Genomic DNA, 13,760 nt, shown 5'->3' on the forward strand with positions numbered 1-13,760 from the left:
GAAACGTCTGCCTCGGGTTTTGTGGAAATGAACAATAATCCTCTTTGCCGCTTGTGCAGCGGACCGGCGTTATTGTTCATGGCGGCTGGCAGCATGTGGGCATTGGAACTGGAGAATTCCCATGAAAATCGTGATCGCCCCCGACTCGTTCAAGGACAGCCTCAGCGCTCAAAGCGTAGCCGATGCCATTGCCTTGGGATTGGCGCAGGTCTGGCCTGATGCCCAACTGATCAAATGCCCGATGGCCGACGGCGGGGAAGGGACTGTCGAGTCGATACTGGCCGCGTGCGAAGGCGAACTGCGTCGCACTCTGGTACGCGGGCCGCTGGGGGCCATGGTGGAGGCCGCCTGGGGCTGGTTGCCGCAGAGCCACACCGCAATCATCGAAATGGCCGAGGCCAGCGGTTTGCAGTTGGTCCCGGTGGCGCAGCGCGACGCGTGCATCAGCAGTACTTTCGGCACCGGGCAATTGATCCGTGCCGCACTGGATGCCGGTGCACAACGGGTGATCCTGGCGATTGGCGGCAGTGCGACCAACGACGGCGGCGCCGGTGCCGTGCAGGCCTTGGGCGTGAAGTTGCTGGACGCTCAGGGACAGACGCTGTCACCGGGCGGCCTCGCCCTTGCGCAATTGGCCCGCGTGGACCTGAGCGACATCGATCCGCGTCTGGCGCAGGTGCGCTTCGATATCGCCGCCGACGTCAATAACCCGCTGTGCGGCCCCCACGGCGCCTCGGTGATTTTCGGCCCGCAAAAAGGCGCCTCGCCCGTGCAGGTCGAACAACTGGACCAGGCACTGGGGCACTTTGCCGACCATTGCGCGGCCGCTTTGAGCAACGACGTTCGCGACGAACCGGGGAGTGGCGCGGCGGGTGGCCTGGGGTTTGCCGCCAAGGCGTTCCTGGGCGCGCAGTTCAAGGCCGGGGTCGAGGTGGTCGGCGAACTGGTGGGCCTGGCCGAGGCGGTTGCAGGTGCCGATCTGGTGATCACCGGCGAAGGGCGTTTCGATGCGCAAACCCTGCGCGGCAAGACGCCATTCGGTGTGGCACGTGTCGCCAGGCAGCACGCCGTGCCGGTCATCGTTATCGCCGGCACGCTGGGCGAGGGGTATCAGGCGCTTTATGAGCACGGCATCGACGCTGCGTTTGCCCTGGCAAGCGGGCCGATGCCCCTGGAACAGGCCTGCGCCGAAGCGCCGCGCTTGCTGCGTGAGCGGGCAACCGACATCGCGCGTGTCTGGCGGATGGCCGTCCGCTGCGACTGAGGGTTTTTCTGTGGCGAGGGAGCTTGCTCCCGTTGGGCTGCGCAGCGGCCCCATTCAATGGCGGTTGCTGCGCAACCGAGCGGGAGCAAGCTCCCTCGCCACAAAAAGCGCCGATGGCAATTTTGAGGGGGGAGTTGAACGCCATGCTGGCGCGTTTCGTGATTTGAGATAGGGTTGTGGCTTGGAGTAACCGCGCGACAGGAGAACGACATGCGCTACTCAGCCTTGACCCAACGAATCGCCGGTGACGGAGCGGCGGCCTGGCAGATTCACGATCGAGCGCTGCATTTGCGCGAACAGGGCGTCGACGTCCTGCTGTTGTCCATTGGCGACCCCGACTTCGATACACCGCAACCCATTGTCCAGGCCGCCATCGCCAGCCTGCTGGCCGGTGATACGCACTATCCTGAAGTGCGCGGCAGTCGTGGGCTGCGCGACAGCATTGCCCGCCGGCATCGGCAACGCAGCGGCCAGGTGGTGGATGGCGAACATGTGATCGTCTTTCCGGGGGCGCAGTGCGCGGTGTATTCGGTGGCGCAGTGCCTGCTCGACCCGGGCGATGAGGTGATTGTCGCCGAGCCGATGTACGTGACCTATGAAGGTGTGATCGGCGCGTGTGCGGCCACCGTGGTCCCGGTGCCCGTGCGCCCGCAGAACGGGTTTCGCGTCGACCCGCTGGATGTCGCGGCGCGGATCACGCCCAAGACACGCGCCATACTGCTCAACAGTCCGAACAATCCATCCGGCGCCAGTTTGCCACTGGCCATCTGGCAAGAGCTGGCGGCGCTGTGCATTCGTCACGATTTGTGGCTGATCAGCGATGAGGTCTACAGTGATCTGCTGTTCGAAGGCCAGCACATCAGTCCGGCGAGTCTGCCGGGCATGGCCGAGCGCACCGCCACGATTAACAGCCTGTCCAAGTCCCACGCCATGAGCGGTTGGCGGGTGGGCTGGGTGATCGGGCCCAAACCCATGGCGGGTCACCTGGTCAATTTGTCGCTGAGCATGCTGTTCGGTATTCCGGATTTCGTGCAGAACGCTGCGCAGTTGGCGCTGGACCGGGACCTGCCGGAAGTCGCCTCGATGCGCGAGGAGTATCGCCAGCGCCGCGACCTGGTGTGTGCAAGCCTGGGGCAATGCCCGGGGCTCAAGCCGATACGCCCGGACGGCGGAATGTTCGTGATGGTCGATGTGCGCCAGACCGGGTTGTCGGCCCAGCGCTTCGCCGAGCGACTGCTGGAAGGTTATGGCGTGTCGGTGCTGGCCGGTGAAGCATTCGGGCCGAGTGCGGCGGGGCATATCCGCATCGGCCTGGTGGTGGATCAGATGAAGCTGGCTGATGCCTGCCGGCGCATTGCTTTGTGTGCGACGGATTTGCTGGAGGTGCGGCGGGCCTGAAGGATTTGTGTTGCCTGTGCCGGCCTCTTCGCGAGCAAGCCCGCTCCCACCCTGATGTGGGAGCGGCGGTGCGACGATTCGACTTGCTCGCGAAGGCTGCCTGACAGGCGCCGACTACCTCAGCCCTTCCACGCTCGAGCGTTCACCAGATTGGCCGGCCGCTCACCCGCCAGCGCCGCCAACAGGTTGTCCACCGCGCACCTGGCCATGGCCTCCCGTGTTTCATGGGTGGCCGAGCCGATGTGGGGTGTCGCCACCACGTTGTTCAACTGCAGTAATGGCGAGTCCTGATTCAAGGGTTCACGGTCGAATACATCCAGCCCCGCCGCGCGAATCCGGCCCGTGCGCAAGGCTTCGATCAGCGCCGCTTCGTTCACCACTTTGCCCCGCGAAATATTGATGAAGATGGTCTCGGCACGCATCTGGGCGAACTGCTCTGCGCCGATCAGCCCTTGGGTTGCAGCGGTCAGCGGTAACGTCAGGCAAACGAAATCGGCCTGTTGCAACAGTTCCGGCAGGCTTCGATAGTGCGCATTGAACCGCTGTTCCACGGCCGGTTTCGGTGACTGGCTGTGGTAGATCACGGGCATGCCAAACCCGCAGTGTCCGCGCTGCGCGAGGGCCTCGCCAATACGACCCATGCCGATAATGCCCAGGGTTTTGCCGTGCACGTCGCTGCCGAAATGCGCAGGGCCGATGTTGCGGTTCCATTGGCCGGCGCGAACCAGATTCGCCAGTTCCACCACCCGCCGGGCTGTCGCCAGGATCAGCGCAAAACCCGTGTCGGCGGTGGTTTCGGTGAGCACATCCGGCGTGTTGCTCAGCAGGATTCGCCGTTCGGTGAGGTAGTCGATGTCGTAGTTGTCGACGCCCACCGAGACGCTGGCAATGGCTTGAAGGTCGGGCGCCAGGTCGAGCAGTTCGGCATCCAGTTTCAGGCTGGCACCGAGCAAACCGTGAGCGCGGGGCAGGGCATCGCGCAGTTTGCCCAGGCCCTCGGCATCAAGGTTTTCGATCAGCGTCACGTCGACCTGCTCGTGCAGGCGAGCCATCAATAGCGGCGAGAGTTTCTTGTAGAGGACGACCTGCTTTTTCATCTTCGAGATCTCGATTTCAGTTCAGGAATGTGCCGTGGCGGCGCGCGTTAACGTGGCCGAGGGCCGCTCCCGGTCGCTGGCGCCGGGCTTGAGGAAAATCGTCAGTACCACCGAGAACATCAACGCGCCGCTCATCAACAGGTACGACGCACCCGGGGAGCCGGTGGAGCTGTTCAGGTAACCGACCAGATAAGAACCGCCAAACGAACCGAGGGCGCCCATGCTGTTGATCAGCGCCATGGCGCCGCCCGCGACATTGGCCGGGAGGATCTCCGGGATGATCGCGAAGAAGGGGCCATACGGCGCGTACATGCAGGCGCCGGCAATCACCAGCAGGGTGTAGGACCACCAGAAGTGTTCGGCACCCAGGGCGTAGGAGCCATAGAAGGCGATCGAGGCAATCAGCAGTGGCGGCCAGACGAAACGTTTACGTTTTTGCAGCTTGTCCGAACCCCAGGACACCAGCAGCATGCCGATCACCGCCGCCAGGTACGGCAGCGCCGACAGCCAGCCGGCCTGGACCATGTCCATCTGCGCGCCGGCCTTGAGGATCGACGGCAGCCACAACACGAAACCGTACACGCCAATGCTCCAGCAGAAGAACTGCAGGGCCAGGATGATCACTTTGGGAGAACGGAAGGCTTCGGCGTAGTTCTTCACGGCCTTGATGCCGACCTGTTCCGCGGCCAGGGCGCTTTCCAGATCCTGCTTTTCCTGATCGTTGAGCCACTTGGCCTGTGACGGACGATCATCGGCCAGGCGCCACCAGATGAATGCCCACAATACTGCCGGCAATCCCTCGACGATGAACATCCAGCGCCAGCTGTAGTGCTGCACCAGGTAGCCCGAGACCACTGACATCCAGAGCATGGTCACCGGATTGCCGAGGATCAGGAAGGTGTTGGCCCGCGAGCGTTCGGCGCGGGTGAACCAGTGGCACAGGTAGATCAGCATCGCCGGCATCACGGCCGCTTCGACCACGCCGAGCATGAAGCGAATGACGATCAGCCAGTAGGCATTGGAGACAATCCCGGTCAAGGTCGCCAGGCTGCCCCAGAGAATCAGGCTGACGAAAATCAGCTTCTTCACGCTGTGTTTCTGCGCGTAGATCGCGCCGGGTACCTGGAAGAAAAAGTAGCCGAGGAAGAACAGCGCGCCGAGCATCGACGACAGGCCTGGTGTGATCATCAAGTCCGCCGCCATGCCGGACGCGGCGGCGAACCCATAGTTGGCGCGATCCAGATACGCCAGGCTGTAGGTGATGAACACGATGGGCATGATGTACCACCAGCGGCGGGTGGCGAGCGTTGCGGTTTTCATGAGTGGTGCTCCTGAGCTTGTTGTTTTTGTCGCAGCAGGTAACGGTTGGATCTTCAGTGCCTGTACTGGCCTCATCGCGAGCAAGCTCGCTCCCACATTGGATCTACGTTCGACATAAATCCCCTGTGGGAGCGAGCTTGCTCGCGATGGCGGCCTCGAATTCGCTGAGCATTTCGGATCGGGTAGGCAACCCCTCCATATCCCCCCGGCTCTGCACCGCACGGCTGCCAATCCAGTTGGCACGTTTCACGGCCTCGGCAAAGCTATGGTTTTCCAGCAGCGCGCTGATCATGCCGACGGCAAAACCATCGCCGGCGCCCACCGTATCGACCACCGTTGCCACCGGCACGCCAGCGACGAAACCTTGATCAAGATGGGTGCGGTAGTAAGCACCGTGCGGGCCAAGCTTGATCGCCACGGCTTCGGCGCCTTGGTCGAGGTAGAAAGCGGCGATGTCGGCCGGGTCTTCGAAACCGCTCAGCAAGCGACCTTCGCTCAAGCCCGGCAGCACCCAATGGGCGAGGGCGGCGAGGCGGTTGATCTCGGTGATCATTTGTCGCTCGCTGGCCCACAGGCTCGGGCGCAGGTTCGGGTCGAAGGACACGCTACGCCCGGCCTCGCGCATGCGGGTCATCAACTCGAACGACATCTGCCGCGCAGACTCCGACAGCGCCGGGGGAATGCCGGTGGCGTGCAGGTGTCGGGCCTTGAGCAACTCGGGTACGATCGAGTGCGGCGACAGGTGACTGGCCGCCGAACCACGGCGGAAGTACTCGACCACCGGATCGCTGCCATCGTCGGTGCGGGACTTGAGTTGTAAACCGGTCGGGTGGGCGGTGTCGATGTCGACGTGGCGGCAGTCCAGGCCTTCTTTTTCCAGGGTGTCGACCACGAAGCGGCCCAACGAATCGGCACCGACCCGGCTCAACCACGCCACGTTGAAGCCAAGCCGGGACAAACCGATCGCCACATTGCTGTCGGCCCCGGCGATGCGTTTGTGGAAAGCGCCAACGCTGGCCAGGTCGCCAGCCTGCTCGGCAACGAACATTGCCATGGTCTCGCCGAAGGACAGAATATCGATCTCAGACATGAGCATTCTCCCGTTGCGACTGGCCGAGGCGGGCGAGGGCAGCCACGTGTTCGCGGGTCAGTTGCACCAGGTCATCGCCTTGCAGCGGATACTCCGCGGCCCGCATGACACCTTGGGCCATGTGCCGCAGCAGCTGTTCCCACTGTTGCAAGTCGCTGGCGGTCGGCGGGATGGCGACCAGCTTGTCGTCGGCGCGACGTGTAACCGCTTTGCAGTGCACATAGCCGACGTGGCGTCCGAGAAGGCGCGCGGCGCTGGCGGCGGACTGGTCCTGCCAGTGCCAATTGCCGATATCGAAGGTCATTTTGATCGGCAAGTGGTGTTGCTCGACTTCAGTGAAAAAACGCTGGAAGGGTTCGATGCGGCCACCGTGCAGGGTCTGGTCGTTTTCCACCAGCAACTGCACGGGGCTGGCATCCAGCAGCCGGGCGAGGGCGTGCAGGTCGCAATTGTCGGTGAAATAGCCCAGCGACACTTTGAGCCATTTGGCGCCAAACGCCTGGGCGCGTTGCAGAGCGGCGATCAGTTCTGGATTGGGCCTGGACTGACCGGCCAACCAGAGTTCCATTGGCGACGAATACACGCTCTCCAAGCCTTCCGCCTGAGTGGCATTGGCCAGTTGAGTGGGGTCCTCAACGGTCAGCAATTCCTCGCGCCATTCGATGCGCGTGGCGCCGGCGGCGGCCAGTACTTCGATAAAACTGCCTTGGCCGCGCTGGCGCACCAGGTCGGCGCCGTAGCTGGAGAGGCTGATGGAAACGGCGGGTTTGTTCATTGTTGTTTTACCTCTGAAACCGGTTTCATTTTTGTTCAAAAAAATAGTGGGTGTTTCTGATGGCCTCTTCGCGAGCAAGCCCGCTCCCACAGGGGAATGCATTCCAAATGTGGGAGCGGGCTTGCTCGCGAAGGGGCCATAACATTCACCGAGAGTTCCCCAAGGTCGACCCTCTAACTATCAACCGCGCCGAAAAATCCAGCGTCCGTACCGTCCCGTCATCCCCCCGCAGCCGCTTGAGCAAACACTCAAACGCACTGGCACCAATCTCGGTGGTCGGCTGGGCCAGCGCGGTTATCCCGCTACCCACCAACGGATACCAATCCAGATCATCGAGGGCGATCAAGCCCACATCCTCGAACAGGTTGCACTTGAGTTCACGCAACGCATGGGTGCAGGCCAGCGCCGCAATGCCGTTCGCGCAAAACAGCGCTTTCAGGCCGGGGCCGGGCGTGTCGAGGAAGGTTGCAAGTTTTGCGGTCAGTGCGCTGCCGGTTTCGATGAGGCTGCCATGGAGAGCCGGGCGCAGGGCAATTTGCGCCTTGAAACTGGCGACCCGTTCGATCCGCGAACTGGTGCCATCGAACGGTTCGGTCACCATCAACACGTCGCGGTAGCCGCGTTCTTCAAGATGCGCGAGGGCCATTTCAACGGCTGCCGGATTGTCCAGCCCGACCATGTCGCTCTCAAGGTGCTCGACCTTGCGGTCCACCAGCACCAGGGGCATTTCCCGGTGCAGTTCGTGCAATTCGTCACGGTGATGACCGAGGGTGTTCACGATCAGGCCTTCGATGTTGTAAGAGCGCAGCAGGGCCAGGTGCTGGCGCTCTTGCTCGTCGTCGCGGTCGGTGTTGCACACCACCAGGCTATAGCCGTGCTGACGGCAGGCGGTTTCCACCCCGTGCATCACGGCGATTGAATAAGGGTTGCGGATATCGGCCACCAGCATGCCGATCAGGCGGGTGCGTCCGCGTTTCAGGCCGCGGGCCATCTGGTTCGGACGATAGCCCAGTTCCGCAATCGCCTGCTCGATGCGTTGGGCGATGGCATCGGAGAGCAGGGCGCGGTCTTCGCCGATGAACCGCGAAACGCTGGCCTTGGAGACCTTGGCGTGTTCGGCCACGTCGAGCATGGTCACGCGGCTGCGCTGGGCGGCGGAGAAATCATTCACGGTCTGAAACCTTCTTATTGGATTTATAAGGCCGAGCGCTTCGTGAGATAGCGCTGAAACCGGTTTCAGAAGACACCAAAAGGCAATTCGCCGTCAAGCCCCGGATTGTCGATTGTCGAACAAACACCGACGGGTGGCGCTCAGACTAATACGCTCAGCCACGCCGAACCCAGCAGCAACAGGCCCATGCAGCGATTGAAAGTTTGCATGGCCCGGGGCGACCGCAACCAGCGACTCGACCCGGCACCGAGCAGCGCCCAGACACCCAGGCAAGGCAAGGAAATCAGGAAAAACACCAAGGACAGGTTGATCACGTGGACGAACCGATCTTCGCCTGCACCAGTGAAGACACTGACCACCGCCAGCGCCATCATCCAGGTTTTCGGGTTGATCCATTGCAGTCCGGCGGCGCCCACCCAGCCCAGTCGATCCTCGGCTTTCATGCTGATGGCTTCAGCCGGGGCGCAGAAAATCTGCCAGGCCAGATAACTCAGCCACGCTACCCCGACCCATTGCATGACGTTTTGCACCGCAGGCCAGGCCGTCAGTGAAGAGCCAACGCCCGTGCCCACCAGCAACACCAGCGTCGCGGCACTGGCGCAGGCGCCGAAGATAATCGGCAGGGCGGCGCCCAAGCCGTAACGGGCACTGTTGCTGAGCACCAGAATGTTGGTCGGTCCGGGTGTGATCGACGCCACAAAGGCAAAGAGCAAGAAGGGCAGTAACGTCGGGAAAGAAGAGAGCATTGCGGGCGAACTCCGATAAAGATCAGTGAAACCGATCTTCACAATCCCCGGCGTTGCTTGTCTGGAAGATTTGAGCAGCGCTTGCGGTACAGCGCCGGTGTCAGGCCGTAGGCGCGCACGAACCAGCGGCCCAGATGGCTCTGGTCGGCAAAGCCCAGCTCCATGGCCACCGTCGCCGGTTGTTCGCCACGGGCCAGCATTCGCCGTGCGGTTGTCAGGCGCAATTGCACCAAATACGCGTGGGGCGCCATGCCGTAGGCGGCCTTGAACGCACGGGTCAGGCGGAAGCGATCGACGCCTGTGACGGTTGCCAGTTGATCGAGGCCGATGTCGTATTGCGCGTTGGCATGCAAGTAGTCCCGGGCCTTCTGCGCCACACGCGGCAGGCGCGGGTCCTGGCCATCGCGGGCGCGCCAATGCAAGTGGCTGGTCAGGCGCTCGAGCAACACGTCGAGGGCGGTCTGGCGGACGATCTTCAGCTCACCGCGATGCAGGGTTTCAAACGCCAGGCTGGTGGCCTGGGCCAGGCGCGCATCGCAGGCCAGGGTGGCGGCGAAACTCAGTTGGCTGTTGTCGGGGGCATGATCGAACACAGCGCCGAGTTCGCGCTGCAACCACTGCGGATCGAGGTACAGCATGCGGTAGGTAAAACCGTCGGCGGTCGGTGCGTCACCGTCATGGATGTCACCGGGCTCGAGCAAAAACACCTTGCCCGGCGTGCTCTGGTGCCTGGCCCGTCGGCAGTTGAATTGCTGCACCCCTTGCTCGGTGACGCCCACCAGATAACTGTCATGCCAGTGCGGGTCGTAGGCGTGACCTTCGAAATGCGCGCGCAGGGTCTCGATGCCGGTGTCGGCGTCCTGGGACAGGTCGATCCAGTTGTGAGCGCTCATGTTGCACCTGCGGGACGGATAACCGAGCTATTTAACGCCTGCTGGAAGTGCGATGACTAGAACGTTTGTGCAGGCATCAGTTGAACAGACCCGCCGCAATGTTGATTGAGAACCCAAGGATGGCGGTGTTGAACAGAAAACCGATCAACGACTGCGCCAGCACGATCTTGCGCAAATCGCGGGTCGCCACGCCGACATCCGAGGTCTGCACCGCTACGCCGACGGTGAACGAGAAGTACAGGAAGTCCCAGTAATTGGGCGTCGTCAGGCCCTCGGCAAAGCGCAGCGCCGGCTCTTTGCCTTCCCAAGTGTAAAACAGGCGCGCGTAGTGCACGCTGAAAATCACCCCGATCAGCAGCCAGGAACCGATCACCGTCAGCGCGGTGAAGCCGTAGTGCAGGAGTCTGCGCGTGGTTTCCAGGTCTTTGCTGCCGGCCAGTTCGAAGGTGATGGTCGCCAGGCTGGCCAGGGCGGCGATGCACACCACCAACAGCACCAGCCCGGCGTTTTCGTCTTCGATTTCGGCGATGCGTTTCACGTCGGTCGCTTTCGAGCGCACGGTGAGCCAGGACATCAGGATCAGGTAAGTCCAGACTCCGGCATTCCAGCCGATGAGGATTTTGCTGATCACCGAATCGGCCGGAACCAGGATGCCCGCCGCGATACCGAGCGTCGTGGCGGCGGACAGGCGAGGGTGGGTGTGAGTGAGGTAGGGCATGGAGGCTCGATGGGTTGAGGCGATGCAATCACCTTAGCCCAGGTGAGCACAATCTTGGAATCACCGGGATCCCCTGTGGGAGCGGGCTTGCTCGCGAAGGCGGACTGTCAATCAACACGGGTGTTGAATGTGACGGCCTCTTCGCGAGCAAGCCCGCTCCCACATTGAGACAGTGGTGTTGATCAGTGTGGTTTATGGCGCTTGCGCACCAGCTTCATCACCACCACAAAAAACACCGGCACGAACACCACGGCCAGTGTCGCCGTGATCATCCCGCCGATCACCCCGGTGCCGATGGCCTGCTGGCTCGCCGAGCTGGCGCCTGTGGCTATCGCCAGGGGCACCACGCCGAGGATGAACGCCAGCGAAGTCATGACAATCGGCCGCAACCGCAGGCGTGCCGCTTGCAGGGTGGCGTCGACCAGGTCGTGGCCTTCGTCGTACAGGCTCTTGGCGAACTCGATGATCAGGATCGCGTTCTTCGCCGACAGGCCGATGATGGTGATCAGCCCGACCTTGAAGAACACATCGTTGGGCATGCCGCGCAAGGTCACGGCCAGCACCGCGCCGAGCACGCCCAGCGGCACCACCAGCAGCACCGAGGTCGGGATCGACCAGCTCTCGTACAACGCCGCCAGGCACAGGAACACGATCAACAGCGACAGCCCGAGCAGGATCGGCGCCTGGCTGCCGGACAAGCGTTCCTGCAACGACAACCCGGTCCATTCCTGGCCCAGGCCCGCCGGGCCTTGCGCCACCAACCGCTCGATCTCGGCCATGGCTTCGCCTGTGCTGTGGCCCGGCGTCGGTTCACCGGAAATGCTGATCGCCGGGTAACCGTTGTAGCGGGTCAACTGCGCCGGGCCCTGGGTCCATTTGGCCTGCACGAAGGCCGACAAGGGCACCATTTTTCCGTGGCTGTTGCGCACGTGGATCTTCAGCAGGTCTTGCACCTGGCTGCGCTGGTCGCCCTCGGCCTGCACCACGACGCGCTGCATCCGCCCCTGATTGGGGAAGTCGTTGATGTACGCCGAGCCCACGGCCGTGGACAGCACGTTGCCGACGTCGGCAAAGGACACCCCCAGCGCGTTGGCCTGCTTGCGGTCGACCACCAGTTGCACCTGCGGCGCCTCGGCCAGGGCGCTTTCGCGCACGTTCATCAGGATCGGGCTTTTTTCGGCGGCCGCGAGCAAGTCGGTGCGCGCTTGCATCAGCTTCTCATGGCCGAGACCACCACGATCCTGCAGGCGGAATTCGAAGCCGCTGGACGTACCCAGGCCATCCACGGGCGGCGGCAGCACGGCAAAGGTCACGGCGTCCTTGATCTGGCTGAGGGCAACGTTGGCCCGGTCGGCAATCGAGCTGGCCGAATCGTCGCTGCCGCGCTCGGACCAGTCTTTGAGCGTGCTGAACGCCAGCGCCGCATTCTGCCCGCTGCCGGAGAAGCTGAACCCGAGAATCACCACGCTGTCGCGAATGCCCGGCTCGCCGGCGTTGTGCGCTTCCACCTGCTCGGCCACCTGAACCGTGCGGTTCTTGCTCGCGCCCGGTGGCAACTGGATGTCGGTGATGGTGTAACCCTGGTCTTCCACCGGCAGGAACGAGGAGGGCAGGCGACTGAAGGCCAGGCCCAGACCGATCAGCAGCACGCCGTAGATCAGCAGGTAGCGCCCGGTGCGTTTCAACGCGTAGGCGACCCAGCCTTGATAGCGCTCGGTGAGTTGCTCGAAGCGGCGGTTGAACCAGCCGAAGAATCCGCTCTTTTCGTGGTGCTCGCCTTTGGCAATCGGCTTGAGCAGTGTCGCGCACAGGGCCGGGGTCAGGGTCAGGGCGAGGAAGGCCGAGAACAGGATCGAGGTGGCCATCGACAGCGAGAATTGCTGGTAAATCACCCCGACCGAACCCTGCATGAAGGCCATCGGAATGAACACCGCGACCAGCACCAGGGTGATACCGATGATGGCCCCGGTGATCTGCTGCATGGCCTTGCGCGTGGCTTCCTTGGGCGACAGGCCCTCGGTGGCCATGATGCGCTCGACGTTCTCCACCACCACGATGGCGTCGTCCACCAGAATGCCGATGGCCAGTACCATGCCGAACATGGTCAGCACGTTGATCGAAAACCCCAGCGCCAGCATGGTCGCAAAGGTGCCCATCAACGCCACCGGCACCACCAGTGTCGGAATCAGCGTGTAGCGGATGTTCTGCAGGAACAGGAACATCACCGCGAACACCAGCAGCATGGCTTCGCCCAGGGTGTAGACCACCTTGGTGATCGAGACCTTGACGAAGGGGGAGGTGTCGTACGGGATCGAGTACTCGACGTTTGCCGGGAAGTAGCGCTTGAGTTCATCCATCTTCGCCCGCACCAGGGTCGCGGTGTTCAGGGCGTTGGCGCCTGGCGACAACTGCACGGCGACGGCGGTGGACGGCTTGCCGTTCAGGCGCGTGGAAAACTGGTATTCCTGGCTGCCGATCTCGACCCGCGCCACATCGCTGATGCGCACGGTCGAACCGTCAGGGTTGGCCTTGAGGACGATGTCGGCAAACTCTTCGGGGGTCGACAACTGCCCCTTGACCAGAATGGTCGCGGTGATTTCCTGGGTGGTGCGGGTCGGCAGATCGCCGATGCTGCCGGCCGACACCTGGGCGTTTTGCGCGACGATGGCGGCGTTGACGTCCGCTGGCGTGAGGTTGAAGGCGAGCAGTTTCTGCGGATCGATCCAGATCCGCATCGCCCGCTCGGCGCCGTACAGCTGCGCCTTGCCGACGCCGTCCAGGCGCTTGATCTCGTTCATCACATTGCGCGCCAGGTAATCGCTGAGCGCCACGTCGTCGAGCTTGCCGTCGCTGGACGTCAGGGTGATCAACAGCAGGAAACCGGAGGAGACTTTCTCCACCTGCAAACCTTGCTGGATGACCGCTTGCGGCAGGCGTGACTCCACGGCCTTGAGGCGGTTCTGCACATCCACCTGCGCCAGTTCCGGGTTGGTGCCCGGCTGGAAAGTCGCCTTGATGGTCGCGCTGCCGAGGCTGCTCTGGGATTCGAAATACAGCAGATGATCGGCGCCGTTGAGTTCTTCCTCGATCAGGCTGACCACGCTTTCGTCCACGGTTTGCGCCGAAGCGCCCGGGTACACGGCATAGATTTCGATCTGCGGCGGCGCGACGTCGGGGTACTGCGCCACCGGCAACTGCGGAATGGCCAGGGCACCGGCCAGCAGGATGAACAGGGCAACCACCCAGGCGAACACCGGACGGTCGATAAAGAACTGCGGCATAAAAAAG

Annotated in this window: 11 protein-coding genes; 2 read left to right on the plus strand and 9 right to left on the minus strand. The window is 62.9% G+C overall.

The window, feature by feature from the left end; genetic code table 11:
* Positions 1–121 precede the first annotated feature (121 nt).
* Together PMI26_RS25350 and PMI26_RS25345 are read left to right on the plus strand one after the other, a co-directional pair.
* On the plus strand, positions 122–1,264 hold the full coding sequence (locus PMI26_RS25350; protein ID WP_007970955.1) for a glycerate kinase: 1,143 nt from the start codon (positions 122–124) through the stop codon (positions 1,262–1,264).
* Positions 1,265–1,474: 210 nt separating this feature from the next.
* Complete coding sequence (locus PMI26_RS25345) at positions 1,475–2,662, plus strand: pyridoxal phosphate-dependent aminotransferase (protein WP_007970956.1); 1,188 nt, start codon at positions 1,475–1,477, stop codon at positions 2,660–2,662.
* A gap of 119 nt (positions 2,663–2,781) precedes the next feature.
* Here PMI26_RS25345 and PMI26_RS25340 read toward each other — a convergent pair whose 3' ends face one another.
* From PMI26_RS25340 to PMI26_RS25300, 9 genes are all read right to left on the minus strand, one after another.
* Positions 2,782–3,759, minus strand: coding sequence for a 2-hydroxyacid dehydrogenase (locus PMI26_RS25340; RefSeq protein ID WP_007970959.1), 978 nt, complete (start codon positions 3,757–3,759; stop codon positions 2,782–2,784).
* Positions 3,760–3,780: 21 nt separating this feature from the next.
* Entirely contained in the window at positions 3,781–5,079 is a 1,299-nt protein-coding gene (locus tag PMI26_RS25335) for an MFS transporter (RefSeq protein WP_007970960.1), read from the minus strand.
* A 103-nt stretch (positions 5,080–5,182) separates the two neighbouring features.
* Complete coding sequence (locus tag PMI26_RS25330) at positions 5,183–6,169, minus strand: sugar kinase (RefSeq protein ID WP_007970961.1); 987 nt, start codon at positions 6,167–6,169, stop codon at positions 5,183–5,185.
* Positions 6,162–6,944, minus strand: a complete 783-nt coding sequence (locus PMI26_RS25325) for a sugar phosphate isomerase/epimerase family protein (RefSeq protein WP_007970962.1) — start codon at positions 6,942–6,944, stop codon at positions 6,162–6,164. Before PMI26_RS25325 ends, PMI26_RS25330 begins: the two co-directional genes overlap by 8 nt.
* A 145-nt stretch (positions 6,945–7,089) precedes the next feature.
* Complete coding sequence (locus PMI26_RS25320; RefSeq protein WP_007970963.1) at positions 7,090–8,115, minus strand: LacI family DNA-binding transcriptional regulator; 1,026 nt, start codon at positions 8,113–8,115, stop codon at positions 7,090–7,092.
* 140 nt (positions 8,116–8,255) lie between these two features.
* On the minus strand, positions 8,256–8,861 hold the full coding sequence (locus PMI26_RS25315; protein ID WP_007970964.1) for a LysE family translocator: 606 nt from the start codon (positions 8,859–8,861) through the stop codon (positions 8,256–8,258).
* A gap of 38 nt (positions 8,862–8,899) precedes the next feature.
* Positions 8,900–9,754 carry an AraC family transcriptional regulator gene (locus PMI26_RS25310; protein ID WP_007970965.1) on the minus strand — a complete coding sequence of 285 codons (855 nt, stop codon included), beginning with the start codon at positions 9,752–9,754 and terminating at the stop codon, positions 8,900–8,902.
* 76 nt (positions 9,755–9,830) lie between these two features.
* Positions 9,831–10,472, minus strand: a complete 642-nt coding sequence (locus PMI26_RS25305; protein WP_007970966.1) for a DUF1345 domain-containing protein — start codon at positions 10,470–10,472, stop codon at positions 9,831–9,833.
* Between the two features lie 182 nt (positions 10,473–10,654).
* Positions 10,655–13,753: an efflux RND transporter permease subunit gene (locus PMI26_RS25300; protein WP_007970967.1), complete on the minus strand. Its 3,099-nt coding sequence runs from the start codon at positions 13,751–13,753 to the stop codon at positions 10,655–10,657.
* Positions 13,754–13,760: the final 7 nt, after the last annotated feature.

The sequence above is a fragment of the Pseudomonas sp. GM33 genome, from assembly GCF_000282295.1.
Classification (GTDB): Bacteria; Pseudomonadota; Gammaproteobacteria; order Pseudomonadales; family Pseudomonadaceae; genus Aquipseudomonas; species Aquipseudomonas laurylsulfatiphila.

Coding starts and splice junctions, on each gene's coding strand:
- PMI26_RS25300 (WP_007970967.1), bottom strand. CDS start 13,753: ATGCCGCAGTTCTTTATCGACCGTCCGGTGTTCGCCTGGGTGGTTGCC.
- PMI26_RS25325 (WP_007970962.1), bottom strand. CDS start 6,944: ATGAACAAACCCGCCGTTTCCATCAGCCTCTCCAGCTACGGCGCCGAC.
- PMI26_RS25305 (WP_007970966.1), bottom strand. CDS start 10,472: ATGCCCTACCTCACTCACACCCACCCTCGCCTGTCCGCCGCCACGACG.
- PMI26_RS25335 (WP_007970960.1), bottom strand. CDS start 5,079: ATGAAAACCGCAACGCTCGCCACCCGCCGCTGGTGGTACATCATGCCC.
- PMI26_RS25340 (WP_007970959.1), bottom strand. CDS start 3,759: ATGAAAAAGCAGGTCGTCCTCTACAAGAAACTCTCGCCGCTATTGATG.
- PMI26_RS25350 (WP_007970955.1), top strand. CDS start 122: ATGAAAATCGTGATCGCCCCCGACTCGTTCAAGGACAGCCTCAGCGCT.
- PMI26_RS25310 (WP_007970965.1), bottom strand. CDS start 9,754: ATGAGCGCTCACAACTGGATCGACCTGTCCCAGGACGCCGACACCGGC.
- PMI26_RS25345 (WP_007970956.1), top strand. CDS start 1,475: ATGCGCTACTCAGCCTTGACCCAACGAATCGCCGGTGACGGAGCGGCG.
- PMI26_RS25330 (WP_007970961.1), bottom strand. CDS start 6,169: ATGTCTGAGATCGATATTCTGTCCTTCGGCGAGACCATGGCAATGTTC.
- PMI26_RS25315 (WP_007970964.1), bottom strand. CDS start 8,861: ATGCTCTCTTCTTTCCCGACGTTACTGCCCTTCTTGCTCTTTGCCTTT.